The sequence below is a fragment of the Isoptericola halotolerans genome (assembly GCF_013149785.1).
GTDB classification, from domain to species: domain Bacteria; phylum Actinomycetota; class Actinomycetes; order Actinomycetales; family Cellulomonadaceae; genus Isoptericola; species Isoptericola halotolerans.
In genome coordinates, this window is the sequence record NZ_JABEZU010000001.1 from 1,295,086 (window position 1) to 1,321,631 (window position 26,546).

Here is a 26,546-nt window from a genome sequence, read left to right on the forward strand (position 1 = left end):
CGATCGTGGTTCGCGCGTCTCCATGCGCCATTAGCTCAATGGGTAGAGCAGCTGACTCTTAATCAGCGGGTTCGGGGTTCGAGTCCCTGATGGCGCACCACGAAGGCCCCGTCGCAGCAGCGACGGGGCCTTCTTCGTTGGTGCGTGCGTGCCGGGCGCGGCACGATGGACCGATGATCTCCACCGAGCTCGCCACCCGCCTGCGCGACGCCGGGCTGATCTGGAAGCCGACGGACGGTGACAGGTTTCACATCGACGCACCGGAGCTGGCCGCCGAGGTGTTCACGGTGTCCACCCTCACCATCGAGGCGCACCACTTCCCGACCGGCACGGTCCTCGGCTTCAACGGGACCACGGAGTGGGCCCTGGACTCGGTCGACATCGAGGACACCCTCTGGTTGCCGCGCGAGGACCAGCTCCGCTCGCTGCTCGGCAGCACCTTCCGCTCCCTGACGTCCGACGGCGGCGACCACGTCGTCGAGGTCGACCTGCTCGGGCGGCGGCGGACCTTCACCGCGGCGGAGGTGGCGGACGCCTACGCGCAGGCGTTGCTCGCCCTGATGGAGCTGTCCGACGACTGACAGCTCGCGCCGTACCCTGGTGCGGTGCCCGAGACTCCATCGCGACCCGACGAGCTGCGCCCGCCGACCGAGCGGCGCGCCGGCGAGAACTTCTTCCGCCGTCCGCTCAGCTACGTGCGACGCACCGAGCGTCTGACCGTCGGGCAGCAGCGGGCGTGGGACACGCGCCGGCACCGCTATCTCGTCGACGTGCCGCGCGAGCACCGCGAGCTGTCCGTCCACCCGGACTGGAGCTTCGACGCGGCGGCGGAGTTCGGCCGCACGGCGCCCGTGGTCCTGGAGATCGGCACCGGCCTGGGGGAGTGCATCGTGCACGCCGCGGCCGGCCACCCCGAGCGCGACCACGTCGCCGTCGAGGTGTACACCCCCGGCGTCGCCCAGGTGATCGTCCGGGCCGGGCACGGCGGGGCGGACCCGGCCGACGCCGGCGGAGCTCCGGGCCGGGACCTGGACAACCTGCGGATCATGCAGGTCGACGCCCTCGAGCTGCTGCGCCACGGCCTGCCGGAGGCGAGCCTGGACGAGCTGTGGGTGTTCTTCCCGGACCCGTGGCCCAAGCAGCGCCATCACAAGCGGCGCCTCGTCTCCCCGGAGTTCGCCGTGCTCGCCGCCCGCGTGCTGCGCCCGGGCGGGCGGTGGCGGCTGGCCACGGACTGGGCCCAGTACGGCGAGGTGATGCTGAAGGTCGGTGACGCCGCGGAGGGCTTCCGCAACGCCCACGGCCCGGGCGGGCGGGCGCCACGGTTCGAGGGGCGGGTCATGACGAGCTTCGAGCGCAAGGGCCTGGACGCAGGACGCGAGATCACGGACCTGGAGTTCGTGCGCGTCTGAACCGTTCCAACCCCGGACCGGCCCAGACACCGGGGTGGGAGCGCTCCACTCCGTTGTCGAACTGTGACCGCACTTCACCCCTCGACGCGGGTCCCGGTGGTGCACAATCCGAGAGGTCACCGCCGACGACGACGGCGACTGAAATCGATATCACGAGGGAGTGATCACGATGAGGCGTTCACGGTGGTACGGGGTCTCGGCGGTCGTCGCAACGGCTGCTCTGGTCCTGACAGGCTGTTCCGACGGGTCCGGGAGCGGTGGTGGCGGTGAGACCGACGGCGAGGCCGGCGGCGAGGCCGAGGGCGACATGACCGGGACGCGGGCCTGCGTCATCCTGCCGGACGCCGCCTCGTCGCCCCGCTGGGAGAACATGGACCGGCCGGCGCTCGAGGAGGGCCTGGCCGCCGCCGGTTTCGACAGCGACGTCCAGAACGCCCAGGGTGACACCAACATGTACGCGACGATCGCCGACCAGCAGCTCACCCAGGGCTGCGGCGTCATGCTGCTCGTCGACTACAACGGTGCGGCGCTGGCCGTCACCGAGAAGGCGCAGGCCCAGGGCATCCCCGTCATCGCCTACGACCGCCCCATCGAGGGCGCGGACTACTACGTGTCGTTCGACAACGTCGAGGTGGGCAGGCTCGAGGGTCAGGCGATCGTCCAGGGCCTGGAGGACGCGGGCGTGGACCCGGCCGAGGCGACGGTCGTGTACATGGGCGGGGACCCGGCCGACGGCAACGCGGCGATGTTCCACGAAGGGGCCGACGAGGTCATGTCGGCCGCGGGCATCACCCCGGCGGCCGAGCCCCCGGGGGTCTGGGACGGCGAGGAGTCCGCGACGAACTTCGAGCAGGCGCTGACCTCGCTCGGTGGTGAGGTGGACGCGGTGTGGGTCGCCAACGACACCAACGCCGCCGGCGTCATCACGGTGCTCGACAAGCAGGGGCTGACGGTGCCGGTCTCCGGCCAGGACGCCTCCGTGGCCGGGCTGCAGAACGTGCTCCTCGGCAAGCAGACCGCCACCGTGTACAAGCAGGTCACCCTGCAGGCCGAGGCCGCTGTCGACACCGCGGTGGCGCTCCTGGAGGGCGAGGAGCCGCAGGCCGACCAGCAGCTCGACGACGGCACCCCGTACATCGCCGTCACGCCCGTCCTCGTGGGGCCGGAGGAGGTCGCGACGGTCATCGACAACGGTGACGCCGACGCCGCCGAGGTCTGCCAGGGCGAGGTCGCCGAGAAGTGCGACGAGCAGGGCATCGAGTACTGAGTCGCCGGGGGTCCTCGCGCCGTGCTGCCGGCACGGTGCGAGGACCCGCCCATCCACAGGAGGGACCACGGCATGACCGACGTGCCGATCATCGAGCTGCAGGACGTCCGCAAGAGCTTCGGGCCGGTGAGCGTGCTGCAGGGCATCGACTTCCGTGCCTATCCCGGCAAGGTCACCGCCCTCGTGGGGGACAACGGGGCCGGCAAGTCGACGCTCATCAAGGGGCTCGCGGGCGTCCAGCCCTACGACAGCGGGACGGTGCTGTTCGACGGCGAGCCGGTCGAGCTGCAGAGCCCGCGTGACGCGGCCGCCCTGGGCATCGAGGTGGTCTACCAGGATCTCGCCCTGTGCGACAACCTCGACATCGTGCAGAACATGTTCCTGGGCCGTGAGGAGCTGAGCCGCGGAACCCTGGACGAGGGGGTGATGGAGCGGGACGCCTCGGACGCCCTGCGGTCGCTGTCCGTGCGGACGATGACCTCGGTCCGGCAGAAGGTCGCCTCGCTGTCCGGCGGGCAGCGGCAGACCGTCGCCATCGCCCGCGCCGTGCTGAAGAAGGCCCGCGTGGTGATCCTCGACGAGCCGACGGCGGCTCTGGGCGTCGCGCAGACGGCCCAGGTGCTCGCCCTGGTCGAGCGGCTGGCCCACCAGGGCGTGGCCGTCATCATCATCAGCCACAACCTCCAGGACGTCTTCGAGGTCGCCGACTACGTCGCCCCGCTGTACCTCGGCCACCTCGTGGCGGAGGTCCCGATCGGGGCGACCACGTACGACGACGTCGTCGGGTACATCACCGGCAGCAAGACCTTCCCGGGATCGGAGACCGTCGCATGACCGACACCCGCACCACGCCGTCCGGACCGGACGCCGTGCTGATCTCCTCCGGCGTCGAGGGCGGCGTGCGCGACCAGGTCCGCGCCTGGTGGCACCGGGTGCGCGGCGGGGAGATGGGCGCCCTGCCGGCCTCTGCCGGCATCGTGGTGCTGACGGTCCTCTTCGCCTTCCTCAGCCCGTTCTTCCTCACCGAGCGGAACTTCGCGAACCTGCTCACCCAGGCCGCCACGCTCGTCATGCTCGCGATGGCGCTGACGTTCGTGCTGCTCCTGGGCGAGATCGACCTGTCCGCCGGCGTGACGTCGGGCATGACCATGGCGCTCTTCGTGGTCCTCAACAACGTCTTCGGCGTCGCGTGGCCGCTCGCGCTCCTCGCCGCCTTCGGGGCGGGCCTCGCCACCGGGCTGGTCATCGGGTTCTTCGTGGCGAAGGTCGGCATCCCGTCGTTCGTGGTGACGCTCGGGCTCTTCCTGGGCTACCAGGGACTGGCGCTGACGATCATCGGCGACGGCGGTCTGTACCGGTTGCAGGTCCCCGAGATCCTCGCCATCCAGAATGCCAACCTGCCGGTGTGGGCCGGCTGGGTGATGCTCCTGGTGATCCTCGCCGTCGTGTCGGCGACCTCCGTGCTGGACCGTCGCCGTCGGACGCGGGCAGGCGTCCCCAACCGCACGATCACGCTGCTGTGGGCCAAGCTGGGAGTGGTGGTGGTGGTCGGTGGGGCGGTCGTGGGTGTGCTCAGCCAGAACCGCTCCGCCTCCCCGGCGAACGAGCTGGCCGGGGTGCCCGTCGTGGTGCCGATCGTCCTGACGATCCTGTGGCTCGGCACCTTCCTCCTCGACCGGACCCGGTTCGGCCGGTACGTGTACTCGGTCGGTGGCAACGCCGAGGCCGCGCGCCGCGCCGGCATCAACGTGCGCCTGATCCGGTGGTCCGGCTTCATGCTCTGCTCCACGCTCGCCGTGGTGGCCGGGCTGTTCTCGATCAGCAAGGTCGGCTCGATCGACGCCGCGGCGGGGCGCGAGATCGTCCTGTCCGGCGTGGCCGCGGCCGTCGTGGGCGGCGTGTCGCTCTTCGGCGGGCGCGGGCGGCTGCTCAACGCGGCGGTCGGCGCACTGGTCATCGCGATCATCACCAACGGGCTGGGCCTGCTCAACCTGCCGGCCGGCGTGAACTTCATGGTCACCGGCAGCGTGCTGGTCCTCGCCGCGACCGTCGACGCCGTGTCGCGCTCGCGGGCGTCGGGGATGGTGCGACGCAACTAGGTCGCGCCCTACCATCCCGGTGACCAGGGCTTCAGTCCTGCGTGCGGGTGAGGTCGGCAACGGAGTCGCCCGGGGTGAACCCGGCGGCGAGATAGGTGGCGAGGGCGCCCGTGTTGGAGCTCTCGGCGACGACGGCTGCGGCCGACGCGCCGTGCTGCCGCAGCGCGTGCGCACCGGCGAGCGTGATGGCCGTGCCGTAACCGTGGCCTCGGTGGTCGCGGTGCACCCCCATCGGTTCGACGAGGCCGGGGCGCCCGTCCCCGGCCGTCCAGACGGTGGCGACGGCGACGGGCTGATCGGTGTCGTCGTACCCGACGAGGTGGTGGGCGAGGTCCGCGAACGGGCCTGTCGCCATCGTGGTCCACCGTCGAGCGACCCGCTGCCCGTCCTCGGCACTCGGCGTCGTGCCCCGGAACGCGGACCAGTGCACCGCCGTCCACCTCTCCGCCTCGGCGGGGCCGACCTCCTCGACCCGCAACGCTGCCTCGCGGGGACGAGCGGGGACGGGACCGGTCAGGTCGAGATGCAGCGGCGTCCAGGGTTCGTCCTCGTCCCAACCCTGGGCGCGGAGCCGCGCCCGCAGCGCGTGCATGCCGCGGGCCTCGACGGACACCGTCCCGGACCGAAGCACGCGACCACTCGTGAGGTCGGCCGCGACCCGGCGCGCGAGACGGTCGTCGTCGAGGACGGAGGGCTTCATCGCCAGGCGGAGGAGGTCGTCGCCGTCGAGCATCCCGATCGCCACGACTGATCCGTGGACCGACCAGCACCGCAGGTCCGCGGCCAACCTCTCCGCGCCGGCCGTCGAGTGCCACCCGAGGTCTCCGGGATGCAGGAATCCCTTCCAGCCGGCGGTCTGCCACTCGCTCAGGGTCCGGGCGATCTCGGGGAGCTGAGCGACGGTCGGCGTCGTGAGGGTGGTCATCCGGTGCGAGCGTACCCGTCCCGGCTCAGTCGTCCAGGCCGCGCGCCCGCAGCGCCTCACCGAGCGCGTCGGCCTGTCGCAGGGCGCCCACGACGAGGGGGACCGCGAACGCCCGGACGTCGCGCTCACGCCCTCGGGCCCGTTGGGCGTCGCGGACGCCCCCGGCGAGGGCCGCGAGGACAGGCACGGAGCGCACGGCCAGGGCGAGCACCAGGGCGGCCCGCTCCGCATCCACGCCCAGGCGCCGCCACGGGTGCAGCCCCCGCTCGAGGGCGTCCAGCAGGAGCGACGTCGGCGTCGTGAGCGTCACGAGCCCCGCCAGCGCGACGAGCGCGACGAGCCGGGTGGTGAGCACGGCCGCGGAGACCGGGCCGAGGGTGGCCCACTGGACCGCCACGACCACCGGCACGAACCAGCGCAGCGGGCGCACCTGGGACCACAGCGCCCGCGGGCCCAGCCGGGCGACGGCGTACAGCGCCACCACACCGACGACGGCGGCGCCCACCCCCGTGGGTGTGCTCACGGCGAGCAGCGCGAGCGAGCAGGCGCACAGCCCCCACAGCTTGGCGCCGGCACCGAGACGGTGGAGCACGGAGGTGGTCGGCACGGCTCAGGCGCCCATGAGCCGGCGGTAGGCGGGCACGGCGACCGCCGGGACGTCGTCGACCACCACGCGGCCGCCGTCGACCACCAGGACGCGGTCGAAGCCCGTCACCAGCTCCAGGTCGTGGGTGACGAGCACGACGTGCTGGTCGAGGGCGGCGAGCCGTTCGGCGACGGCGCGGGTGTTGCGCAGGTCGAGCAGGGTGGTCGGTTCGTCGGCCACCACCAGCCGTGGGTCGGTGACGAGCACGCTCGTCAGGGCCAGGAGCTGCTTCTGACCGCCGGAGAGCAGGTGCGCGGGGTGGTCGGCGTGGCCGGCGAGGCCGTGCCGGTCGAGCTCGGCAGCCACCCGTGCAGCGACCTCGACCTTCGACAGCCCCGAGCGGCGCAGGGAGTAGGCGACGTCCTCGGCGACGGTCGGCATGATGATCTGCGCGTCGGGGTCGGTGAAGACGAAACCCACACGGCGCCGCACCTCGCGGCCACGCCGTCGGGTGTCGAGACCGTCGACGCTCACACGTCCCGAGGACGGCAGCACCAGCCCGTTGAGCAGGCGTGCCAGCGTCGACTTGCCCGACCCGTTCGCACCGATCACGGCGACGCGCCGCTCGCGGAGGCGCAGCGACACGTCGTGCAGCACCTCGCGCTCGCCGTGGCGCACGTGCACGCCCTCCAGCACCACCTCGGTCACCGGACCACCTCGACCAGCAGCGCGACCCCGACGCCGCCGGCGGCTGCGGCCGTCGCGAGACCCAGGGTGCCCGCGGGCGCACCACCGGCGACCAGCCGGGCGAACAGCCGGACCACCGCGACGGCCCCGCTCGCGCCGAAGGGATGGCCCAGGCCCAGGGTGCCGCCGTCGGGGCTCCACCGCGGGTCGTCGCCCACCTCCAGGTCCTCGGTGACCGCGAGCGCCTGGGCGGCGAACGCCTCGACGAGCTCGACCGCCGCGACCTCGTCGAGAGCGACCCCGGCCCGGGAGCACGCGGCCCGGACCGCGGCCACCGGCGCGAGCATCGGCCACGCGGGGTCGGCCCCGCAGGTGGCGGTCGCGACGACCCGCAGGCCCGGCGACCCACCGCGAGCGCCGTCGTGCACCAGGACGACGGCGGCCGCGCCGTCACCCACCGGTGCGGCGGAGGCCGCGGTCACCGTCCCACGGGGCGCGAACGCCCCGGGGAGCCGGTCGAGCACACGCGTGTCCAGGGTCCGGGCATGCTCGTCCCGGTCCAGGGCGCCGACCGCGACGGTCTCGGCGGCGAACCGGCCGGCCGCGTGCGCCGCGAGGACCCGAGCGTGCGAGCGGACCGCCCAGCGGTGCTGGCGCTCGCGGTCGACGCCGCGGACCTGGGCGAGCCGCTCGGCCGCCGGTCCCAGGCCGGGGTCGGCCCACGGCGGCGGGGTGAACGACGCAGGGGAGTAGGTCACGGGGCCGTGCGCCCGCACGGGCGCACGCGACCCGCTCTCCACGCCGCCGGCCAGCACGGTGCCCGCCTGCCCGGCGTCGATCAGCGCGGCGCCCGTGACGATCGCGGCCAGGCCGGAGGCGCACTGCCGGTCCACGGTGACGCCCGGTGCGGTCAGCCCGGTGGCGAGGGCGGCTCGCCGGGCGACGTTGCCACCGTGGCCCGCGGCGTTGCCGAGCACGACGTCGTCGACGGTGTCGGCCCGGGCGTCCTGCCCGGCGGCGGCCAGGACGGCCGCGGCCAGCGTCGTCTCGTCTGTGGCCGCGTGGCCCCGGCCCGCGACGCCCACCCAGGTGCGCCGTGCGGCGACGATCACGCTCACCGCAGCACCGTCAGGTCGCCCGCGTCAGCCGTCGGGTGGTTCCCGGCGAAGAAGGCCCCGAGCACGGCGCGGGCCGGCTTGCCGTCTCCCGTGCGCGGCAGGCCGTCCACCCGGTACCAGCGACGCGGCCGCTGGGCGGGGGCCAGGGTGGCGCGGGCGACGCGCTCCAGGTGCGCTCGCAGACCGGGGCGGTCGTCGGCCTCGACGACGGCGACGACGACCGCGCCGAGCCGGCGGTGCGGGGCGCCGGCCACGACGACGTCGCGCACCCCGGGGACGGGGCGCAGCGCCGCCTCGACGTCCTCGGGCACCACGGTGGCGCCCGCCGTCAGGACGGCACCGTCGCCACGACCCCGGAGGGTCAGGGCCGGGGCGTCGCCCAGCACGCCCGGCAGCTCCGCGAGGTCACCCACGGTGGCCCACGCACCGTCCCGCCGCAGGGGACCTCTGGCCCCGGCGAGATAGCCGAGGGAGACCCACGGCGAGCGCACCCAGACCTCGCCGAGGCTCGTGCCCGGCAGGGGGCGGACGGCGAGCTCGACCTCGGGGAACGCCCGCAGGCCGGTGCCGGTGTCCACGGCGACGAAGCTCAGCTCGACGGCGCCGTAGTAGGCCACGACCTCGATGCCGTGGGCCGCGGCACGCTCACGCTGGACCGGGTCGAGCCCGGCGCCGCCGACGACGGCGGTACGCAGCCGCGAGGGCGCCCCGCCGTCGAGGGCGTCGAGCACGTCGTCCAGGCGGGAGGGCACGAGGTGGACGACGTCGCCGGTGGCCAGCGCGGCGGTCGTCGCGGACGTCCCGGGGGCGAGGTGTGCGCAGGCGCCGACGGCGAGCGCATGGACCGTGGCGAAGCAGTGCAGCGAGCTGGCCAGGGGCCCGGTCACCACGACCGTGTCGGTCTCGCGCGAGCCGATGAAGGAGGTGACGTGGTCGAACGACCGGGTCCACGACCCGCGCGTGCGCACCACGGCGCGCGGTCGGCCCGTGCTGCCGGAGGAGAACCCTGCCCACGCCACCGACGTGTCGTCGGGCCGCGGGCCGGGGTCGCCGAGGGCGGCGCCCGGGGAGGCGCGCGGCAGCGGGACGTGCACGACGACGTCCGGCTCCAGGGTGCGCAGCACCTCGGCGCGCTGGTGCACGGGCCAGGCCGGGTCCGCCACCAGAGCCGTCGCGCCCACGAGATCGACCGCGAGCAGCGCGACGACGGTGTCCAGGGGGTCGTGCAGCAGCAGGGCCACCAGGTCGCGGGGACGGGTGCCGGTAGCCCTCAGGTGCTCGGCCCCGGCGCGGGCGTCGGCCGCCAGCTCGCCGTACGTCCGACGGCGCGCGCCGGAGCGCAGTGCGGGCCGGTCCCGGGTGGATCCGGCCGCGTGCTGCAGGACGTGGTGGGCGACCGGCACCCTCAGTCCTCCCGCGTGCGGGACCGCAGGGCGGCAGGGTAGGCGCGGGCGACCGCCACCGTGACCCCGGCGCAGGCGAGAGCCTTGAGCAGGTCCCCCGGCAGGAACGCCAGGGACAACCAGGCGGTCTGGGTCAGCGGGACGCCGGTCACGAGAGCCTGGACGGGCAGCCCGCAGGCATAGACGACGCCGACACCCCCCACGAGGGCGGCGAGCAGCACGCCCAGGAACGTCACCCGGCGCAGGCGCTCGACCAGCAGACCGACGACGAACGCCCCGGCGACGAAGCCCACCAGGTAGCCCGCCGAGGGGCCCGCGAACACGCCCAGCCCGCCCCGGCCGCCGGCGAGCAGGGGCAGCCCGGCGGCCACGAGGGCGAGCAACGTCAGCACGGCCAGCGCCCCGCGCCGGGCGCCGAGCACCGCGCCGGCGAGCATCACGCCGAGGGTCTGCAGCGTGATCGGCACGGCGTTGCCGAACAGGCTCAACGACCCCGGCATGCCGAGGACCGCGATGAGCGCCGCGAACGTCGCGACGCGTGCGGCGTCCGCGGCGTCCAGGGCGCGCGAAGCGGTCCGGGTGCCTGTGCCGGTCGGGCCCGTGGCCTCGGTCATCGGTGCTCCTCGTTCGTCGTCGGTGCGTGGTGCGGCCGCGTCGGCCGCCGCGACTCCCACTCTGCTGGTCCCGTCGTGGTCGCGGCGCCGGGCGTCGTGCCCACCCGCGTCACGCCGTCGTGCACGAATCGCACAAGCGGTTGCGGGAACCACCAAACCATCTCGGAGAGCGGTGGGGGAACCGGCCAAGGCGCCGACGGGGTGGCGGGGAGCGGTGTGTCGCGACAGGATGCCCGCATGGCAGCCAGCGCGGATCAGACCTACGACGTGATCGTCATCGGTGCCGGACCGGTGGGGGAGAACGCGGCGGCACGGGCCTCCGCGACGGGGCTCTCGGTCGCCGTCGTGGAGGCCGAGCTCGTCGGCGGGGAGTGCTCCTACTGGGCGTGCATCCCCTCCAAGACCCTGCTGCGCCCCGGCGCGGTCCGTGCCGCCGCCCGGGCCACCCCGGGCGTGGCGGACCCCGGCCCGCTCGACGCGGCAGCGGTGCTCGCCTGGCGCGACGAGACCACCGGTGAGGGTGACGACTCGGGGCAGGAGCGCTGGCTGGCCTCGGCCGGGATCGCCCTCGTGCGGGGCCATGGCCGGCTGATCCGGGAGCGGGTGGTCGAGGTCGCCCCCGAACCCGGATCCGGCGACGACGACGGCGCCACGCGCCTGCTGCACGCGCGCTGCGCCGTCGTCGTGGCCACCGGCAGCGCGCCCGTCCTGCCCCCCGTGCCCGGCCTCGCGGAGGCGAGCCCGTGGACCTCCCGCGAGGCGACCGCCGCCGAGGAGGTGCCGGCGTCGCTCGTCGTGGTCGGTGGCGGCGTGGTGGCCTGCGAGATGGCGACCGCCTACGCGGACCTGGGGTCGCGGGTCACCCTCCTGGCACGCAGCGCCCTGCTCGGTGGTGCCGAGCGGTTCGCCGGGGAAGCCGTCGTCGAGGCGCTGCGCGAGGCCGGGGTCGACGTCCGGCTCGACGCCGAGGTCAGCGAGGTCTCCCGACCCGAGATCGGTGGTCCGGTGACCGTGACCGTCCGCGAGGGGCGGGGCGTCGAGCAGGTGACGGCCGCCGAGCTGCTCGTCGCGACCGGCCGCCGGCCGCGGACGGCGGACGTCGGGCTGGACTCCGTCGGGCTCGCGACCGACGTACCGCTGGACACCGACGACTCCATGGCCGTGCGGGGAACCGCCCGGGCCGCCGGAGGCCGCCCCTGGTTGTTCGCCTGCGGCGACGTCACGGGCCGCGTCGCGACCACGCACCAGGGCAAGTACGAGGGGCGCGTCGCCGGGGACGTCGTCGCGCGCCTCTACGGCCCCGACAACGGCGCGCCCGAGATGCCGCCGGAGGGCGCACGGTCCTGGACCCGGTACGCGGCCAGCGCCGACCACACCGCCCGGACGCAGGTGGTGTTCACGCGCCCGCAGGTGGCATGGGTGGGCCCGACCGAGGCCGAGGCCCGGGAAGCGGGCCTGCCGGTGCGCGCGGTGTCCTACGACCTGTCCTGGGTCGCCGGTGCCGCCGTGACGTCACCGGACTACGCGGGCCGCGCCCAGGTGCTGGTGGACACCGAGCGCCAGGTGCTCGTCGGCGCCACCTTCGTGGGCCCCGACGCGAGCGAGATGCTGCACGCGGCCACGGTCGCCGTCGTCGGCGAGGTGCCGCTCGACCGCTTGTGGCACGCCGTGCCCGTCTTCCCCACCGTCTCGGAGGTCTGGCTGCGGTTCGCCGAGGAGTACGGGTTGTGACGCCCAACAGCTAGGCTCTGGGCCGTGACCACGACGACGAAGCGAGTCGGACTCGCCACCTGCTCCGTCCTGCCCGACCTCGACGCCGACGACCGACCTCTCGTCCCCGCCCTCGCGGCCCGCGGCATCAGTGCCGAGACCGTGGTGTGGGACGACCCGGAGGTCGACTGGTCCGTCTTCGACCTCGTCGTCGTCCGGTCCACGTACGACTACTCGCCCCGCCGCGACGAGTTCGTGCAGTGGGCACGCTCGGTGCCCCGCCTGGCCAACCCTGCCGACGTCATCGCGTGGAACACCGACAAGACCTACCTCAAGGTGCTCGAGGCCGCCGGGGTCCCCGTCATCCCGACCATCTGGCTCGACCCCGAGCGTCACCTGTCCAAGCGCGCGATCCACACGCGCATGCCTGCTTTCGGGGACTTCGTCGTCAAGCCCGTCGTCTCCGCCGGGGCCCAGGACACCGGCCGCTACCAGCCGGTCAGCTCCGCGTCGCGGGCGCTGGCCATCCAGCACGCGAAGTCGCTGCTCGACGACGGTCGCGCGGTGATGATCCAGCCGTACGTGACCAGCGTGGACACCCAGGGTGAGACGTGCCTGGTCTTCGTCGAGGGCGAGGTGCGTCACTCGGTGCGCAAGAACGCCCTGCTGACCGGTCCGAGCCGGCCGACGCAGGGCCTCTACGCCCAGGAGAAGATGCGGCCGGTCGACGCGACGGAGGCCGAGGTCGAGGTGGCACGGCGTGCGCTCGCCGTCGCCCACGAACAGCTCGGCGTGAACGAGCCGTTCCTCTACGCGCGCGTCGACCTGGTGGGTGGCGAGGAGTCCCCGACCGTCATCGAGCTCGAGCTGACCGAGCCGTCGCTGTGGCTGCGTCACGACGGTGGTGCCGGGACGGCCGGCGCGCTCGCCGACGCCATCGTGTCCCGCCTGGGCTGAGCCCGACAGGGTGGGATCTCCTCCTCGCGCGGTCGCGCTCACGGGCGCTGCGCGCCCTCCGCTTCCGGTCTGACGACCGCGCGAGGAGGAGATCCCACCCTGTCGGTGCGCCTCTCGTCAGCCCAGGTCGTTCTCGGCCAGCCAGTCGGCGGCGATCTCGCTGCTGGAGAGCTGCTCCTCGGTGGACCGCACGTTGAGGTCCACCAGGCCCTCCGGGGTCAGGGCGGCACTGACCGGGTCGAGGGCGGAGGCGACCTCCTCGGCCACGCCCGCCCCGACGAGCGGGACCACGTTCGAGGCGAGGAAGAGGCCCTCGGTGTCCTCCAGCGTGACCAGCCCCTCGGTCTGGATGCGCGGGTCGGCGCTGAACACGTTGGCGACGTTGACGGTGCCGGCCACCAGGTCCTGGACCGTGGTGTCACCGGTCGCCTCGAAGGAGACGTCCACGCCGTAGACGTCCGCCAGGCCCTGCGGGCCGTAGGGGCGCTCCTCGAGCTCCGCCGGACCACCGACGACGATCTCCTCGTCGACGTCCGCGAGGTCGCCGATGCCGACCAGGTCGTGGGCCGCGGCGAAGTCGGCCGTGACGTTGTAGGAGTCCTGGTCGGTGGCCGTCGACTGCTCGAGGACGGCCAGGGAGTCCGGCAGCGCCTCCTGGAGCGCGACGTACACGTCGTCGGAGGAGGTCGCGGTGGTCTCCGGGTCGAAGAACTGCAGCAGGTTGCCGGTGTACTCGGGGAACACCTGGACCTCGCCGTCCTCCAGGGCCGGCATGTAGGCGTCGCGCTGGCCGATGGAGAAGTTCCGCTCGACGGTGAACCCGTCGGCCTCCAGAGCCTGGGCGTAGATCTCCGCGACGATCTCGTTGGAGTAGTACGCCTGGGACCCGACGACGATCGTGTCGGGTGCCGAGGGCTCGTCGTCGCCCGTGCCCTGGGCCAACGGGTCGGTGTCGCCGCCGCAGGCGGACAGGGTCAGCATCGTGGCGGCTGCTGCGGCGACGAGGGCGGTGGTCCGTCGGGTGGTACGCATGATCTGCCTTTCGTGGGGCTGTCAGAGAGGGGGTGGTCAGTTCTCCGGCGCGCGGCGTGCGCTGACGCCGGCGGGCACGACGAGTCGCTCGAGGATCGCGAAGAGGGCGTCCAGCACGACGGCGAGCACCACGATGACGAGTGCGGCGCCGAGGATCTGGGCGAAGTTGCGGATCTGGATGCCCTGGACGATGTAGAAGCCGAGGCCCCAGCTGCCGACGTAGCCGGCGAGGGTCACCGTCGCCACCACCTGGAGCGTCGCCGACCGCAGGCCGCCGATCAGCAGGGGCAGCCCGAGGGGGACCTCGACCTTGCCGAGGACCTGGGCGGGTGTCATGCCGACGGACCGGGCGCCGTCGACCACGCGCCGGTCCACCGCCTCGACCCCCGAGTAGGCCCCGGCGAGGATCGGGGGGATCGCCAGCAGCACGAAGGCCGTCGTCGAGGCGCCGACCTTGTGGGTGACGCCCAGTACCAGGACGAGAAGGAGGACCAGCCCGAACGACGGCACCGCCCTCGCCGCGCCCGACAGGGCGACGGCCACCTCACGGCCGCGCCCCGTGTGCCCGATGAGCCACCCCGCCGGCACCGCGACCGCGGCGGCGATCAGCACGGAGACGACGGTGAACGCCAGGTGGGTACCGATCGCCTCGGACAGCGGCAGGGAACCGGTCTGCCGGTCGGGGGAGAAGATCCACGCGATCGCGTCGCCGAAGAGGCCCATCACGACCCCTTCCTGGTCCACGGCATGAGCGCCCGACCCGCCAGGACCAGCAGCCCGTCGACGATCAGGGCGATGACGACGACGGCTACCACCCCGGCGAGGATCTCCGGCACGATCTGGCGCTGATACCCGTTCGTGAACAGGTAGCCGAGGTTGTCGATGCCGATGAGGATGCCGACGGTGGCGAGCGAGATCGTGGAGACCGCGGTCACCCGGAGGCCCGCGAGGACCACCGGACCGGCCAGGGGGAGATCGACCCGCCAGAAGCGCTGCCAGGCGCCGTACCCGACGGCGACGGCCGCCTGGCGCACCGAGGGCTCGACCGAGGCGAGGGCGTCCGCCACGAACCTGGTCATGATCGCCACGGCGTAGATCGTCAGCGCCACGACGAGGTTGACCTCGGACAGGAAGCTGATGCCCAGCAGCGGAGGCAGCAGGGCGAAGAGCGCGAGCGACGGGATCGTGTAGAGAAGGCCCACGAACGTGAGCAGCAGGCCGCGCGTGAGCCGGAACCGGAAGGCGAACCAGCCCGCCGGGATCGACAGGGCCAGGCCCAGCATGATCGGTATCGCGCTCTGCCGCAGGTGCTCCACCGTCAACCGGCCGATGAGGTCGAGGTTGTTCAGCACCCAGGTCATGGGGCGCCCTCGACGAGGACCCCCTGGGTGCGGCCCGCGGTGTCGACGAGCACCGTGCCACGGTCGGTCTGCTTGGTGCGCAGCGCGCGCGCACCGCGCTCGGTCCCGATGAAGCTCGCCACGAAGTCGCTGGCGGGGTTCTCGATGATCTCGCTCGGTGAACCGACCTGGGCGACCTGGGCGCACTTCTCGAGGATGACGACCTGGTCGCCGAGCAGGAACGCCTCGTCGATGTCGTGGGTGACGAAGACGACGGTCTTGTGCAGCTCCTGCTGCAGTCGGAGCGTCTCGGTCTGCAGCTCGGCGCGCACGATGGGGTCGACGGCACCGAACGGCTCGTCCATGAGCAGGATGTTGGGGTCGGCGGCCAGGGCGCGTGCCACCCCGACCCGCTGCTGCTGACCACCGGACAGCTGGCTGGGGTACCGCTCGGCCAGCGCTCGGTCCAGGCCGACGACGTCGAGCACCTCCATGGCGCGGTCACGGGCCTCGCGCTTCGGCACGCCGTCGAGACGCAGGACGGTGGCGACGTTGTCGATGACGCGGTGGTGGGGGAGGAGTCCACCGTTCTGCAGCACGTAGCCGATGCTGCGTCGCAGCCGCACGGCATCGCGGTCCAGGATCGACTCGCCGTCGATCTCGATCGTGCCGGAGGTCGGCTCGACCATCCGGTTGATCATCCGCAGCAGCGTCGTCTTCCCGCAGCCGGACGAGCCGACGAAGACCGTCGTCCTGTGCGGTGGTACCACGAGGTCGAAGTCCGCGACGGCATGGGTGCCGTCCGGGTAGGTCTTCGTGACTGATCGGAACTCGATCATGGGACTGCCCCTCCCAGAGGTCGGCGGGTTCCGACGACCTACCCGACCACATTCACGCCAGGTGCGCGAGAGAACCCGCCGGTCGGGCGTGGACTTGGGATCGGGTCCGGCTGAGACCGGGGCTCAGGGGTGTCGGTCGGGGTGAGGCGTGCCCATCGCCCGGGCGAGGACCCCCAGGACGTAGCCGGTGTCGGCCGGGACGTCGTCGATCAGGACGGCCGTGCACAGGCCGTCGGCGACGGCGACGAGGGCGGCTACCGCCTGCGGGTCGTCGGTCAGCGTCGAGGCCAGCTCGACCACGCCCTCACGCCAGTGGCGAGCCACCGGGCCCAGTGCGGGTCGGCGCGCGGCCATCGTGGACAGCTCACGCTCGGCGAGGGCGCGTTGCCGCCCGGGTCCGCCGGACTCGACGATCAGCTCGGCCAGGCCGCGGAGCCGGTCCTGGACGGGGCCGTCGACCAGGCGCCGGATGCGGCTCGTGTACTCGTCGGCCACGCTGCACAGTGCTGCGACGAGCAGGTCGTCGAGGGTGGCGAAGTAGTAGGTGCTCAGGCTGGTGGTGATCCCCGCCTGCTGGGCCACCGACCGGTGGGTGACACCTGCCGCGCCGTCGCGGGTGACGACGGCGAGCGTGGCCTCGATGATCTCGGCGCGACGCCGGTCGCCCCTGGCGCGACGGCCGTCGACGGGCCGGTTCCCCTCACCCGGGCACCCTCCCGCCCGATCCACGGCCGTCACCGCGCCCCGGTCGGGACGGACGGCCCGCCGCCGAGAGGCCGGACGTGCCGCAGCGCCACCAGGCACACGATCGTCGCGACGACGATGGTCGCGCCGGCCACGGCGGCGGCGAGGTTCATCCCGGCGGTGAAGACCTCCTGCGCGGCGCGGACGGTCGCCGCGGGCAGCCGGTCGGCGACCGAGAGCGCGCCGGTGAGGCTGCCGGTGAGGCGTTCGGCGGTCTCGGGCGAGGTGCCGACCGGCACGGTCGTGCGGCCGGTGTAGAAGGCGGTGGTGAGGCTGCCGAGGAGCGCGACGCCGACGGCGACGCCGAGCTCCTGCACGGTCTCGGACATCGCGGCCGCGGAGCCGGACCTCGAGGCGGGTGCCGCACCGACCACCATGTCGGTACCGAGGGCCGACACCGCACCCAGGCCGAGGTACACGAACGCGAACCCGACCACGACGCGCGTCATGTCCCCGGCGTCGACGGTGGCGAGCAGGCCGTACCCGACGACGGAAACCCCGAGCGCGAGGGCCATGACCACACCGGGGCGGACGCGGCGGGAGAGCAGCGGGGCACCGATGGCGGCGGCGAACATCGCCATGGCGGGCGGCCCCATCCAGAGGCCGGCGACGAACGGGGTGAGGCCCTGGACGAGCTGGAGGTACTGGGTGACCAGGAACATCGTGCCGCCCACGCCGACGAGCCCGATGAGCAGGACGGCCAGCGCCGCGGAGAACGCCCGGTCGGCGAACAGGGTGACGTCCAGCAGGGGGGACACCAGGCGCCGCTGGCGGCGGACGAACATCACTCCGGCGGCGAGGCCCAGTGCGGCCAGGACGGCGGTGCTCGTGCCGGGCCCCTCGGAGGCGGCGTGCTTGACGGCGTAGACGACCGGGAGGATGGTCGCCAGGGACAGGGCGACGCTGATCAGGTCGAGCCGCCGGGGCTGCGGGTCGGCGTACTCGGGCAGCAGCGTCCTCGCGCCGGCCAGGACGACGATCGCGACGGGGACGGCGAGCAGGAACGCCGCACCCCACCAGTAGGCGTCGACCACGGCGCCCCCGACCACGGGGCCGGCAGCCATCCCGAGCGCGAACATGGTCGCCCACACCCCGATCGCCACGGCGCGTCGCCGCACGTCGGGGAACATGTTGGAGATCAGCGACAGGGTCGACGGCATGAGCGTCGCCCCGGCGACACCGAGCAGCGCGCGGGCCAGGATGAGCAGCTCGGCACCGGGGGCGAAGGCGGCGAAGACCGACAAGGCCGCGAACGCCGTCATGCCGATCATGAGGAGGCGGCGACGTCCGATCCGGTCGCCCAGTGTCCCCATCGTGATGAGGAACCCGGCGATGAAGAACCCGTAGGCGTCCATGATCCACAGGGTCTGTGCCGGGGTCGGGTCGAGGGCGGTGGCCATGCTCGGCAGCGCGAGGTAGAGCACCGTGACGTCCAGGCCCAGCAGCAGCGTCGGCAGGGCCAGGAGGCTCAACCCTGCCCAGGCGCGCGCCTCTGTCCTGCGCGTGGTGACCGTCGACACGGTGGTCCCTTCGTCGGATACTTGAACGATCTCACAACTTGAATCATCGTTCAAGAAAGAGCGTTGGCGACCACCACGCTCGCGTTCCACCCGTTGTGCGCCAGGAAGACGGGCCACAGGCTGTCCCACCGCACCCGCAGCCAGACCAGCAGGAGCCCGACGAGGGCCGTCGTGACGATGCTCGCCGGCTCGACGACGAGCTCCGGGCCGCTCTGTACCGCCAGGCCGTGGCCCAGCCCGAACAGCAGGGTGGAGATCACCACCGACCAGCCGACCTGGCCGCCCCACATCGAGCGGCGGGCGCGCAGCGCCCGGTCGAGCAGGAGGAGCAGCACCCCGCGGAAGAACAGCTCCTCGTCCAGGCCCGGCACCAGCGACTGGAACAGCGAGGTCTCGAGGTCCGGCGTCAGCCCGGTGCTCAGGGGGCCGATCAGGGCCTGGAGGCCCAGCGCGCCGCCGACGACGCCGACCACCGGGACCCACCACCCTGCACGCGGTCTGCGCACACCGACGTCGCGCCACGACAGCGACGGGCTCAGGGTGACCAGGACGGCCAGGAGCACCACCAGACCAGCGGCCCGACGACGACGGTGACGACGGCGAGGTGCAGGACCCCGGTGGCGAGCGCCCATCCCAGGGCGCTCATGCGGTGGTGGTGCGTTCGGCGACGATGGTGACGGCTCCAGAGGTGCGGCGGGCTCAGGAGAGGATCGTCTCGCCGACGTGCGCTGCGGGGGAGTGCCGGAAGTCATGGGACGGACGAGAACGAGGCCCGCACCCGGACAGATGTCCGTGTGCGGGCCTCGTTCTGTGGGGTGGCTAACCGGGCTTGAACCGGCGACCTCCTGGACCACAACCAGGCGCTCTACCGACTGAGCTATAGCCACCATGGCTGCGACAACGAGTGCCTCAGCCGTCGAAAAGTGTACATGCTCCGCCGGGCGATCAGGACATCGCGGGACGGTTCGTGACCGAGGTCTCCTCGATGCGTGCGGCGACCGCCCTGGCTGTCCTCGTGTCGGGTCCGGGCTGCGGCACGAGCAGTGCCTCGCGGTAGTAGCGCAGCTCGTCGATCGACTCCAGGATGTCGGCCAGCGCCCGGTGCCCACCGTTCTTCTTCGGCGAGGCGAAGTACACGCGCGGGTACCAGCGGCGCGCGAGCTCCTTGATCGAGGAGACGTCCACGATCCGGTAGTGCAGGTGCCCGACGAGCTCGGCCATGTCCCGGTCGAGGAACATCTTGTCCGTGCCGACCGAGTTGCCCGCCAACGGTGCCTTGCCGGCCTCGGGGACGTGCTCGCGCACGTAGGCGAGGACCTGGGCCTGCGCGTCGGCCAGCGTGGTGCCCCCGTCCAGCTCGTCGAGCAGGCCCGACGTCGTGTGCATCTCGCGGACGAAGTCGTTCATCTGCGCGAGCGCCTCGGCCGGCGGCCGGACGACGACGTCGACGCCGTCGCCGAGCGGGTTCAGCTCGGAGTCGGTGACGACGGCGGCCACCTCGACCAGCGCGTCGGCGCGCAGGTCGAGTCCGGTCATCTCGCAGTCGATCCACACGATGCGGTCGTTCGGGTTGCTCGGGCTCACAGGAACCAGCCTACGGTCTGTGGCGGGGCCTCGAGGCACGCGCGGGCAGCACGACGGAGCCCCGGCGGTGACGTCCTGCCACCACCGGGGCTCCCGGGGTCGTGCTGGTGCGAGGTCATGCCGTCCGCCATCCCCGGACGGGGAGGACGGCGACGAGGCGAAGCCGGAGTCGCCGGCGCTGCCGACGTCGCCGGGGCGCCGACGCCTGGACCTCGCGCTGCCGACGTTCGCGTCGGGCGCGCTCTGCCTCGGCGAGGCGTTCGTGGTGGATGGCGCGCGCGACGGCGTGCGCTTCGAGCGGGTGCATCGTGATGTTCCTTCGTGACGTGGGTTCGTCGGTCCGGGCCAGGGACCACCCGACCGCCCGGCATCTGACCGGACGGGCGTCACCGCGGTGTGCTCCGAGCATGCCTCGGCGGGTGCCTCCCGCGCACGGCTTTTTCGCTGGTAGCAGCGCGGCAGTGCCCGGGGCGCCTATCGTGTGGCGGGTGCCGACGTCGAAACCCGAGCTCGCCCTGCGCACCCCGCAGTTCCGCACCCTGACCGCCGGGTGGGCGTCGACCAACTTCGCCGACTCGGTGCTCGTGCTGATCCTCGCCGTGTGGGTCACCGACCTGTCCGGCAGCGCTGCGCTCGGCGGCGCCACCTTCGCCGCGCTCGGCGTGCCGGCGCTCGCGGCACCGTTCCTGGGCCGCCTCGCCGACCGGGTGTCCCGCCGTCGGATGCTGGTGTGGACGTACGTGGGCGGGGCGCTCGTGCTGCTGCCGCTGCTCGGGGTCTCCCGCGCCGAGCACGTGTGGGTCGTCTACGTGGTCACCGTGCTCTACGCGACCGTCGCCTACGTCACGGCCGCGTGCCAGTCGGGGATCCTCAAGGACCTGCTGCCCGACGAGGCGCTCGGGCACGCCAACGGGCGGCTCACGGCGATCGACCAGGTGTTCCGCATCGCCATGCCGGTGCTGGGTGCCGCCGTGTACGCCTGGGTCGGGCCGGCGCCGCTGGTGGTCGCGGCAGTCGTGGGGTTCGGCGCGTCCGCCGCCGTGTTCGCCGCGGTGCGGATCACGGAGTCGGCGCCCGACGACGAGGTGCCGGCAGGATTCTGGGACGAGGCCACCGAGGGGTTCCGTTACCTCTTCTCCACGCCGCCGCTCGGCGGCATGACCACGGCGATCCTCTGGGCGATGGCGGCGGTCGGGCTCGTCAACGCCGTCGCGTTCGCCATCCTCGAGCACCTCGGGCTGGCGGCCGCGCTGCTGGGACCGATCACCGCGCTGCAGGGCGTCGCCGGGCTGGCCGCCGGGCTCGTCGTCGGGCGGCTGATGCTGCGGTTCGGGCGCCTGCGGGTGTTCTCGCTGGGCCTCGTGGGCCTCGGGCTGGGGCTCGTGCCGCTGGCGGGGTCGTGGATCGTCCCGGCCGTCCTGGGCATGGGCGTCATCGGCTTCGCCGCCACCAGCGCCGTCGTGGCGTACGTGACCGAGCGGCAGGTGCGCACCCCCGCCCGGATGCAGGGACGCGTCGGGGCCGCCAGCCACGTGGTGCTCAACCTGCCCGGCGTGCTGGTGACGCTGGCCGGGGCGGCGGCCCTCGCCGTCGTCGACCACCGGGTGCTCGTGGCGGTCAACGTCGCCGTGTGTCTCGTGTGCGGGCTGGCCGCGCTGCGGCTGCGTGCCCCCGCGACGGCCGCGGACTGACGATGGGCCCGCGCGGCGGCATCTCTCGCCCGCCTCGTCGCGCACACGGCTTCTTCGCTGGTGGCAGCGGCTCGCCACGTTCGCGACCAGTTCGGCGCCCCCGGCAGGATTCGAACCCGCGACCCGGTCATTAGAAGTGACCCGCTCTATCCGACTGAGCTACGGAGGCAAGCGTGCCGAGTTTAGCCCAGCGCCGAGAGCATCGGAACACCCATCCGCTAGTCTCGGGTGATGGTGCAGCACCACACGAAGGACAAGGGTGACCTGGGCGTTGCCAAGGCCCACGCCGACATCGTCGGCCAGGGCTTCGTCGTGCTCTTCCCCGCGACGGAGCACGCGCCGTTCGACGTCGTCGCCTACGCCGACGGTGCCTTCTACCGGCTTCAGGTGAAGTACCGCGCGGCGCGCTCGGGCTCCATCACGGTCCACTTCCGGTCTGTCTGGAACGACCGGCAAGGAACGCACACGAAACCGGTCGACAAGAGTGCGATCGACGTCGTCTGTGTCTACTGCCCCGAGACAGACGCGTGCTACTACGTCCGGCCGAGCGACCACGGTGCGTCGGTCACGCTGAGGATCACTCCGAGCAGGAACGGTCAACGGGCCGGCGTGCTCGATGCCGCCGGCTTCCGCAGTCTCGCGAACCTTGTCGGACATCGCTGAGTCCGGTCGGCCGGGGTGCCGCGGGCGAAGGTGCGGCGTCGGCGACCGGTACGGTCGAAGGGCCCGCACCATCCCCCGCACTGCCCCGAGAGGACCACCATGGCGAGCTCCGAGCTCAAGCTCCAGGTCGACCTGCCCAGCGAGCACGAGGCGGGGGTGCCCGCGGACTTCGCCTCGGTGTGGCACACCTCGGCCTCCTTCGTGCTCGACTTCGTCGCCGCGAAGTCCCCGGCCAAGGCGGCGGTCGACAAGACGACCGGTGCCCAGACCGGAGGGCGCGTGATGCCCGCCCGGGTCGTGTCGAGGGTGCGGATCCCGCCGCAGCAGGTCTTCGAGCTCGCGCGGGCGCTCACGCAGCAGCTGGACGCCTGGGAACGGGAGACCGGCCGCAAGGCCGACGGCTCCGGGGCGAGGGACTGAACACACCGTTCACCCGTCGGGAGCGAGAGAAGTCGTGGCCGCACGGCGCGCGCGTTTGGCAGCGACCGCCGGGCACGCCAGGATGAGCGCGTGACATCCTCCACGCGCGCCCCTCGCCTGCGCGGCGGGCGGCCGGACGCTGCTGCGGCCGAGGAGCTCGGCCTCACCGTCCACGACGTCGCCCGCGACCTGCGCCGCGACGTCGCCGACGTCCGCCTCCCGCTGCCGATCGACGGTGCGGACGAGGCGTCGGCGTCGCGCGACCGGCTGCTGGCCCAGCTCGACGAGCACCTCCTGCCGCGGCTCGCCGAGCTGAGCTCGCCGGCCGTCGTCGTCGTGGCGGGCTCGACCGGCGCGGGCAAGTCCACCCTCTACAACTCCCTCCTCGGCGAAGAGGTCTCGCAGGCGGGCGTCCTGCGCCCCACCACGCGCGAACCGGTCCTGGCCTTCAACCCGGCCGACGAGGACGTCATCGCCGAGGGCCCCATCACCGAGCTGTCGCGCGTGATCCGTCACGACGGGGTCCCGCGGGGCACCGCCCTGCTGGACGCGCCCGACCTCGACTCCTTCGTGCAGGAGAACCGTTCCATCGCCCAGCAGCTCCTCGAGGGTGCAGACCTGTGGCTCTTCGTCACCACGGCGTCGCGCTACGGTGACGCCCTGCCGTGGCAGGCGCTGGCCCGCGCGACCGAGCGGGGCGCCTCCGTGGCGATGGTGCTCAACCGGGTGCCCCAGGCCGACCTGACCACGATCCGCGGCGACCTCATGACCAGGCTGCGCTCGCACGGCATGACCGACACCCCGCTGTTCGTCGTCCCCGACGTGGGCCCGCACGAAGGGCTGCTGGACGAAGCGGTCGTCCGGCAGATCAAGCGGTGGCTCAACATGCTCGCCGGGCCGGACAGGTCGCGGGCCGTGGTGGTGCGCACCCTCAAGGGGTCGCTCGCGGCGCTGCCGGGATGGGTCACCTCGCTGGCCGACGCCGTCGAGGCGCAGGCCGAGTCGGCGACGACGCTGCGTCGCACTGTCGAGGCCGAGCGTCCCGCCGCCGAGAAGCTCGCCCGGGACGCGGTGGCCGCGGGCGTCGTCGCGGGGGCGTCGGTCGAGGCCCGTTGGCGCGAGCTGTCCGGCACGGCCCGGATCGACCGCGTCAAGATCCGCGGGGACCGGGCGCGCAGCTCTCGCCGGGCCGGTCGCGCCCGCTCCGAGGCGCTCGAGGTGCTGCGCGACGACGTCGAGGCGGCTGCCCAGCGCACGCTCACCGCGTCCGGAGCACGGGTCGAGGAACGGCTGCGCGCGGTCCTCGACGGTCCGGCCGCTCCCGCCGGAGGCCGGTACGCCGCCCCGGAGACCGACGGCCGTGCCGAGGCTCGCTCGCGCGCCGTGGGACGGGCCGTCGCCTCGTGGGTGGCCGGCTCCGACGAGCGTGTGGCGGCCCTGCTCGGGCCCGATGCCGGCGCGCCGGCCCGGGCTGCCGCGAAGAGCTTCGGCGAGCGTGGCCTGGCGACCCTCCTGCTCGCTGCTGCCGCCGGCAGCGACGACGCCGGCCGGCTGCTCGCCCGCGTGCTCGGGGACGTGGCCACGGCGCCCGTGGCGTCGCTGCGGGACGACCTCGCCGACCGGGCTGCGGCCATGGTGGGCGCGGAGATCGACGCGGTGCTCGAACGGCTGGACTCACCCGACCTGGCCGACGACGCCGCCACCGCGCTGCGCCTGCGGCTCGCCGAGCTGAGGAGACTCACATGACCACGGCCTCGCACGACGCGACCCTGCGTGCGCGCACCGAGGATCTCGCCGAGGCGCTCGCGCTCGCCGGGACCCGGCTCGACCGCGCGACGGCGCAGCGGGTCGAGACCGCCGTCGAGGGGGTGCGCCGCCGGCTCGAGCTCGGGGTGGACCACACCGTCGTGGCGTTCGCCGGCGGCACCGGGTCGGGCAAGTCCAGCCTGTTCAACAAGATCTCGCGGCTGACGTTCGCGGACGTCGGGGTCAAACGACCGACGACGGCGCGGGTCACCTCGTGCTCGTGGTCCGACGGGGCCGAGCCGCTCCTGGACTGGATCGGGGTCGACCGGGAGCGCCGCATCACGCACAGCGAGGATCTCGAGGGGGACGGAGCCGCAGGGCTCGCGGGCCTGGTGCTGCTGGACCTGCCCGACCACGACTCGGTCGAGCCCGCCCACCGTGAGGTCGTGGACCGGGTGCTGCCCCTGGTCGACCTGCTCGTCTGGGTCGTCGACCCGCAGAAGTACGCCGACGACGCCCTGCACACCGGTTACCTGCGGGGGCAGGTCGGGTCGGAGTCCTCCATGGTGCTCGTGCTCAACCAGGTCGACACGGTGCCCGACTCTCAGCGGGAGAACCTCGTCGAGGACCTGGGCCGTCTGCTGGCGGACGACGGTCTCGCCGGCGTGCACGTCCAGCCGGTCTCCGCGAAGACCGGTGAGGGCATCTCCCGTGTGCGCGAGATCCTGGAGGAGGCGTGCGCCCGTCGATCGGTCGCCGCGGGGCGTGCTGCGGCCGAGCTGGACGGTGCGGCGGCGGCGCTGCTCGCGCAGACGCCCGCGGACGTCCCGTGGCAGCTGGACGCCGCGGTGGACCGTGAGCTCGAGCCCGTGGTGGGCGCCACCGGGCTGGACGCGGTCGCGAGCCAGGTCGGTGCTGCCGTGCGCAACGGCTACGGCATGCCCGAGCTCCCGGCGCCGGACCGGGACACGATCGCCCTGTCGCGGGCACGCTGGCTGACCAGGGCCGGTGCGGCCCTGCGACCGGGGTGGCAGCGGTCGCTGGCCGAGTCGGTGTCCGGTGCCGACCGCCTCCGTGCTGCGGTGGCCGGTGCCCTCAAGGGCGTCGACCTCGACGTGCGGGGCCCGGCGTCCTCGCGGGCGATGCGTCGTGCCGCGTGGGCCGCCGCCGCTGCGGGTCTGCTCCTGGTGGTCGTGGGGACGCTCGCGGTGACGGCGGTGCTCGAGGTGCCCGGGCCGTGGGACCAGGTGCTGCTGGTCGTCGCCGGGCTGCTCCTCGTGACAGCGGTCGTGCTCACGGTCGTGCGGGTGGCGATGCGTCGCCGTCTGGCGCGACGGCGTGCCGCGGAGGTCGCGCGGCGTGGCCGGGAGGTCGTCCGGGAGGTGCTGGTGCACCAGCTGGGTGAGCCGACGCAACGAGTCCTCGTCGACCACCGACGCGTGCGTGAGCTCGCCCGGTCGGCCCGCGACCTGCCGTCGTCGCGACCGTTGACCGGGGCTCTGAGGCTTCCCACAGAGGGGACCTCGTCCACAGGTGCGCCCGGCGAGGGCGACAGGGCCACCGCGTCCACCTGAGCCTGGGGTCGTGGCCGGCACGGTGCCGGCCCGGACCTCAGGAGGAACCATGAGCGATGCGATCGTCACCGTGACCGGCTACGTCGGGACCAGCCCCGCCCTGCACCTGTCACCCAACGACGTGCCCTGGACGAGCTTCCGCGTGGCCAGCACCCGCCGGGTCCGGGACCCGCAGAGCGGCGAGTGGCGCGACGGGCGGACTGCGTGGTTCACCGTCAAGGCCTTCCGCGGCGCGGCGAGGACCGTCAGCGAGTCCCTCGTCCAGGGCCAGCCGGTGGTGCTGACCGGCCGGCTGTCCACCGAGGAGTGGACCGACAAGGACGGCCGGGAGCGCACGAGCCTGGTGGTGGACGCCGACGCCGTCGGTCCGGACGCGACGCGCGGCATGACCCGGTTCACGAGGGTGGTCCACGAACCGGCGACCGGAGGTGCCACGGACACGGTCCGGCGCCCCGACCCGTGGGCCGCCGCCACGACGACGGACGACCCCCGGTCCGTCGTCGACGACCTCGTCGAGGACGCCGGTGACGACGTCGGTGGCGACCGAGCGGACGAGGCGCTGACGCCGGTCGCCGGTTGAGCGGTGTCGCGTAGGCTGGGGGACCGGTCGCACGC

27 protein-coding genes and 3 tRNA genes are annotated in these 26,546 nt (G+C 73.5%); 14 read left to right on the forward strand and 16 right to left on the reverse strand.

Annotation, left to right across the window (positions count from 1 at the left end):
* Window positions 1-24 precede the first annotated feature (24 nt).
* The 6 genes from HDG69_RS06140 to HDG69_RS06165 all read left to right on the forward strand — a co-directional run bounded on the left by HDG69_RS06140 (window position 25) and on the right by HDG69_RS06165 (window position 4,778).
* Window positions 25-100: transfer RNA gene (locus HDG69_RS06140), tRNA-Lys, on the forward strand.
* 73 nt (window positions 101-173) lie between these two features.
* The gene (locus HDG69_RS06145; protein ID WP_171782807.1) at window positions 174-581 is read left to right on the forward strand and encodes a pilus assembly protein CpaE; all 408 of its coding nucleotides are present in this window, start codon (window positions 174-176) and stop codon (window positions 579-581) included.
* A gap of 24 nt (window positions 582-605) precedes the next feature.
* On the forward strand, window positions 606-1,412 hold the full coding sequence (gene trmB / locus HDG69_RS06150) for a tRNA (guanosine(46)-N7)-methyltransferase TrmB (RefSeq protein ID WP_171782808.1): 807 nt from the start codon (window positions 606-608) through the stop codon (window positions 1,410-1,412).
* Window positions 1,413-1,581: 169 nt separating this feature from the next.
* The gene (locus HDG69_RS06155) at window positions 1,582-2,679 is read left to right on the forward strand and encodes a sugar ABC transporter substrate-binding protein (protein ID WP_171782809.1); all 1,098 of its coding nucleotides are present in this window, start codon (window positions 1,582-1,584) and stop codon (window positions 2,677-2,679) included.
* Window positions 2,680-2,751: 72 nt separating this feature from the next.
* Entirely contained in the window at window positions 2,752-3,513 is a 762-nt protein-coding gene (locus tag HDG69_RS06160; protein ID WP_171782810.1) for an ATP-binding cassette domain-containing protein, read from the forward strand.
* Window positions 3,510-4,778, forward strand: coding sequence for a sugar ABC transporter permease (locus HDG69_RS06165; RefSeq protein WP_171782811.1), 1,269 nt, complete (start codon window positions 3,510-3,512; stop codon window positions 4,776-4,778). The genes HDG69_RS06160 and HDG69_RS06165 overlap by 4 nt, the downstream gene beginning before the upstream one ends.
* Window positions 4,779-4,809: 31 nt before the next feature.
* Here HDG69_RS06165 and HDG69_RS06170 read toward each other — a convergent pair whose 3' ends face one another.
* Genes HDG69_RS06170 through HDG69_RS06195 form a run of 6 tightly spaced genes read right to left on the reverse strand, consistent with a single transcriptional unit; the run spans window position 4,810 to window position 10,111 of the window.
* Entirely contained in the window at window positions 4,810-5,703 is an 894-nt protein-coding gene (locus HDG69_RS06170) for a GNAT family N-acetyltransferase (protein ID WP_171782812.1), read from the reverse strand.
* Window positions 5,704-5,728: 25 nt separating this feature from the next.
* Complete coding sequence (locus HDG69_RS06175) at window positions 5,729-6,310, reverse strand: CbiQ family ECF transporter T component (protein ID WP_171782813.1); 582 nt, start codon at window positions 6,308-6,310, stop codon at window positions 5,729-5,731.
* A 3-nt stretch (window positions 6,311-6,313) separates the two neighbouring features.
* Window positions 6,314-6,997 (reverse strand): energy-coupling factor ABC transporter ATP-binding protein, encoded by a 684-nt coding sequence (locus HDG69_RS06180; protein WP_171782814.1) that lies wholly within the window; start codon window positions 6,995-6,997, stop codon window positions 6,314-6,316.
* Complete coding sequence (locus tag HDG69_RS06185; protein ID WP_343036285.1) at window positions 6,994-8,094, reverse strand: acetyl-CoA C-acyltransferase; 1,101 nt, start codon at window positions 8,092-8,094, stop codon at window positions 6,994-6,996. The genes HDG69_RS06180 and HDG69_RS06185 overlap by 4 nt, the downstream gene beginning before the upstream one ends.
* Window positions 8,091-9,497: an AMP-binding protein gene (locus HDG69_RS06190; RefSeq protein ID WP_171782815.1), complete on the reverse strand. Its 1,407-nt coding sequence runs from the start codon at window positions 9,495-9,497 to the stop codon at window positions 8,091-8,093. Before HDG69_RS06190 ends, HDG69_RS06185 begins: the two co-directional genes overlap by 4 nt.
* Before the next feature lie 2 nt (window positions 9,498-9,499).
* Window positions 9,500-10,111, reverse strand: a complete 612-nt coding sequence (locus HDG69_RS06195; protein ID WP_171782816.1) for a biotin transporter BioY — start codon at window positions 10,109-10,111, stop codon at window positions 9,500-9,502.
* 237 nt (window positions 10,112-10,348) lie between these two features.
* Between HDG69_RS06195 and HDG69_RS06200 the strand changes: the two genes are divergently transcribed.
* Together HDG69_RS06200 and HDG69_RS06205 are read left to right on the forward strand one after the other, a co-directional pair.
* Window positions 10,349-11,842 carry a dihydrolipoyl dehydrogenase family protein gene (locus HDG69_RS06200; RefSeq protein WP_171782817.1) on the forward strand — a complete coding sequence of 498 codons (1,494 nt, stop codon included), beginning with the start codon at window positions 10,349-10,351 and terminating at the stop codon, window positions 11,840-11,842.
* 24 nt (window positions 11,843-11,866) lie between these two features.
* The gene (locus tag HDG69_RS06205) at window positions 11,867-12,778 is read left to right on the forward strand and encodes an ATP-grasp domain-containing protein (protein WP_171782818.1); all 912 of its coding nucleotides are present in this window, start codon (window positions 11,867-11,869) and stop codon (window positions 12,776-12,778) included.
* A 117-nt stretch (window positions 12,779-12,895) separates the two neighbouring features.
* Here HDG69_RS06205 and HDG69_RS06210 read toward each other — a convergent pair whose 3' ends face one another.
* From HDG69_RS06210 to orn, 9 genes are all read right to left on the reverse strand, one after another.
* Entirely contained in the window at window positions 12,896-13,810 is a 915-nt protein-coding gene (locus tag HDG69_RS06210) for an ABC transporter substrate-binding protein (RefSeq protein ID WP_171782819.1), read from the reverse strand.
* Between the two features lie 36 nt (window positions 13,811-13,846).
* Window positions 13,847-14,533 (reverse strand): ABC transporter permease, encoded by a 687-nt coding sequence (locus tag HDG69_RS06215; RefSeq protein ID WP_171783216.1) that lies wholly within the window; start codon window positions 14,531-14,533, stop codon window positions 13,847-13,849.
* Complete coding sequence (locus tag HDG69_RS06220; protein ID WP_171782820.1) at window positions 14,533-15,171, reverse strand: ABC transporter permease; 639 nt, start codon at window positions 15,169-15,171, stop codon at window positions 14,533-14,535. Before HDG69_RS06220 ends, HDG69_RS06215 begins: the two co-directional genes overlap by 1 nt.
* Window positions 15,168-15,989 (reverse strand): ABC transporter ATP-binding protein, encoded by an 822-nt coding sequence (locus tag HDG69_RS06225; protein WP_171782821.1) that lies wholly within the window; start codon window positions 15,987-15,989, stop codon window positions 15,168-15,170. Before HDG69_RS06225 ends, HDG69_RS06220 begins: the two co-directional genes overlap by 4 nt.
* A gap of 123 nt (window positions 15,990-16,112) precedes the next feature.
* A complete protein-coding gene (locus tag HDG69_RS06230) occupies window positions 16,113-16,718 on the reverse strand; it encodes a TetR/AcrR family transcriptional regulator (protein WP_171782822.1) in 606 nt (201 codons plus the stop codon).
* Window positions 16,719-16,723: 5 nt separating this feature from the next.
* On the reverse strand, window positions 16,724-18,253 hold the full coding sequence (locus tag HDG69_RS06235) for an MFS transporter (protein ID WP_171782823.1): 1,530 nt from the start codon (window positions 18,251-18,253) through the stop codon (window positions 16,724-16,726).
* A 50-nt stretch (window positions 18,254-18,303) separates the two neighbouring features.
* Window positions 18,304-18,819: a CPBP family glutamic-type intramembrane protease gene (locus HDG69_RS06240; RefSeq protein ID WP_171782824.1), complete on the reverse strand. Its 516-nt coding sequence runs from the start codon at window positions 18,817-18,819 to the stop codon at window positions 18,304-18,306.
* A gap of 245 nt (window positions 18,820-19,064) precedes the next feature.
* Window positions 19,065-19,140: transfer RNA gene (locus tag HDG69_RS06245), tRNA-His, on the reverse strand.
* Window positions 19,141-19,198: 58 nt separating this feature from the next.
* A complete protein-coding gene (orn, locus tag HDG69_RS06250) occupies window positions 19,199-19,837 on the reverse strand; it encodes an oligoribonuclease (RefSeq protein ID WP_171782825.1) in 639 nt (212 codons plus the stop codon).
* A 488-nt stretch (window positions 19,838-20,325) separates the two neighbouring features.
* Between orn and HDG69_RS06255 the strand changes: the two genes are divergently transcribed.
* The gene (locus HDG69_RS06255; protein ID WP_171782826.1) at window positions 20,326-21,528 is read left to right on the forward strand and encodes an MFS transporter; all 1,203 of its coding nucleotides are present in this window, start codon (window positions 20,326-20,328) and stop codon (window positions 21,526-21,528) included.
* 95 nt (window positions 21,529-21,623) lie between these two features.
* On the opposite strand, the gene HDG69_RS06260 is transcribed toward HDG69_RS06255, so the two are convergent.
* Window positions 21,624-21,697: transfer RNA gene (locus HDG69_RS06260), tRNA-Arg, on the reverse strand.
* Between the two features lie 62 nt (window positions 21,698-21,759).
* Here HDG69_RS06260 and HDG69_RS06265 point away from each other — a divergent pair.
* The 5 genes from HDG69_RS06265 to HDG69_RS06285 all read left to right on the forward strand — a co-directional run bounded on the left by HDG69_RS06265 (window position 21,760) and on the right by HDG69_RS06285 (window position 26,511).
* A complete protein-coding gene (locus tag HDG69_RS06265) occupies window positions 21,760-22,191 on the forward strand; it encodes a group I intron-associated PD-(D/E)XK endonuclease (protein ID WP_171782827.1) in 432 nt (143 codons plus the stop codon).
* 99 nt (window positions 22,192-22,290) lie between these two features.
* Window positions 22,291-22,611 (forward strand): DUF3467 domain-containing protein, encoded by a 321-nt coding sequence (locus tag HDG69_RS06270; RefSeq protein ID WP_171782828.1) that lies wholly within the window; start codon window positions 22,291-22,293, stop codon window positions 22,609-22,611.
* Between the two features lie 90 nt (window positions 22,612-22,701).
* On the forward strand, window positions 22,702-24,357 hold the full coding sequence (locus HDG69_RS06275; protein WP_171782829.1) for a GTPase: 1,656 nt from the start codon (window positions 22,702-22,704) through the stop codon (window positions 24,355-24,357).
* Entirely contained in the window at window positions 24,354-25,931 is a 1,578-nt protein-coding gene (locus HDG69_RS06280; RefSeq protein ID WP_171782830.1) for a GTPase, read from the forward strand. The genes HDG69_RS06275 and HDG69_RS06280 overlap by 4 nt, the downstream gene beginning before the upstream one ends.
* Before the next feature lie 49 nt (window positions 25,932-25,980).
* Window positions 25,981-26,511 carry a single-stranded DNA-binding protein gene (locus HDG69_RS06285; RefSeq protein ID WP_171782831.1) on the forward strand — a complete coding sequence of 177 codons (531 nt, stop codon included), beginning with the start codon at window positions 25,981-25,983 and terminating at the stop codon, window positions 26,509-26,511.
* Window positions 26,512-26,546: the final 35 nt, after the last annotated feature.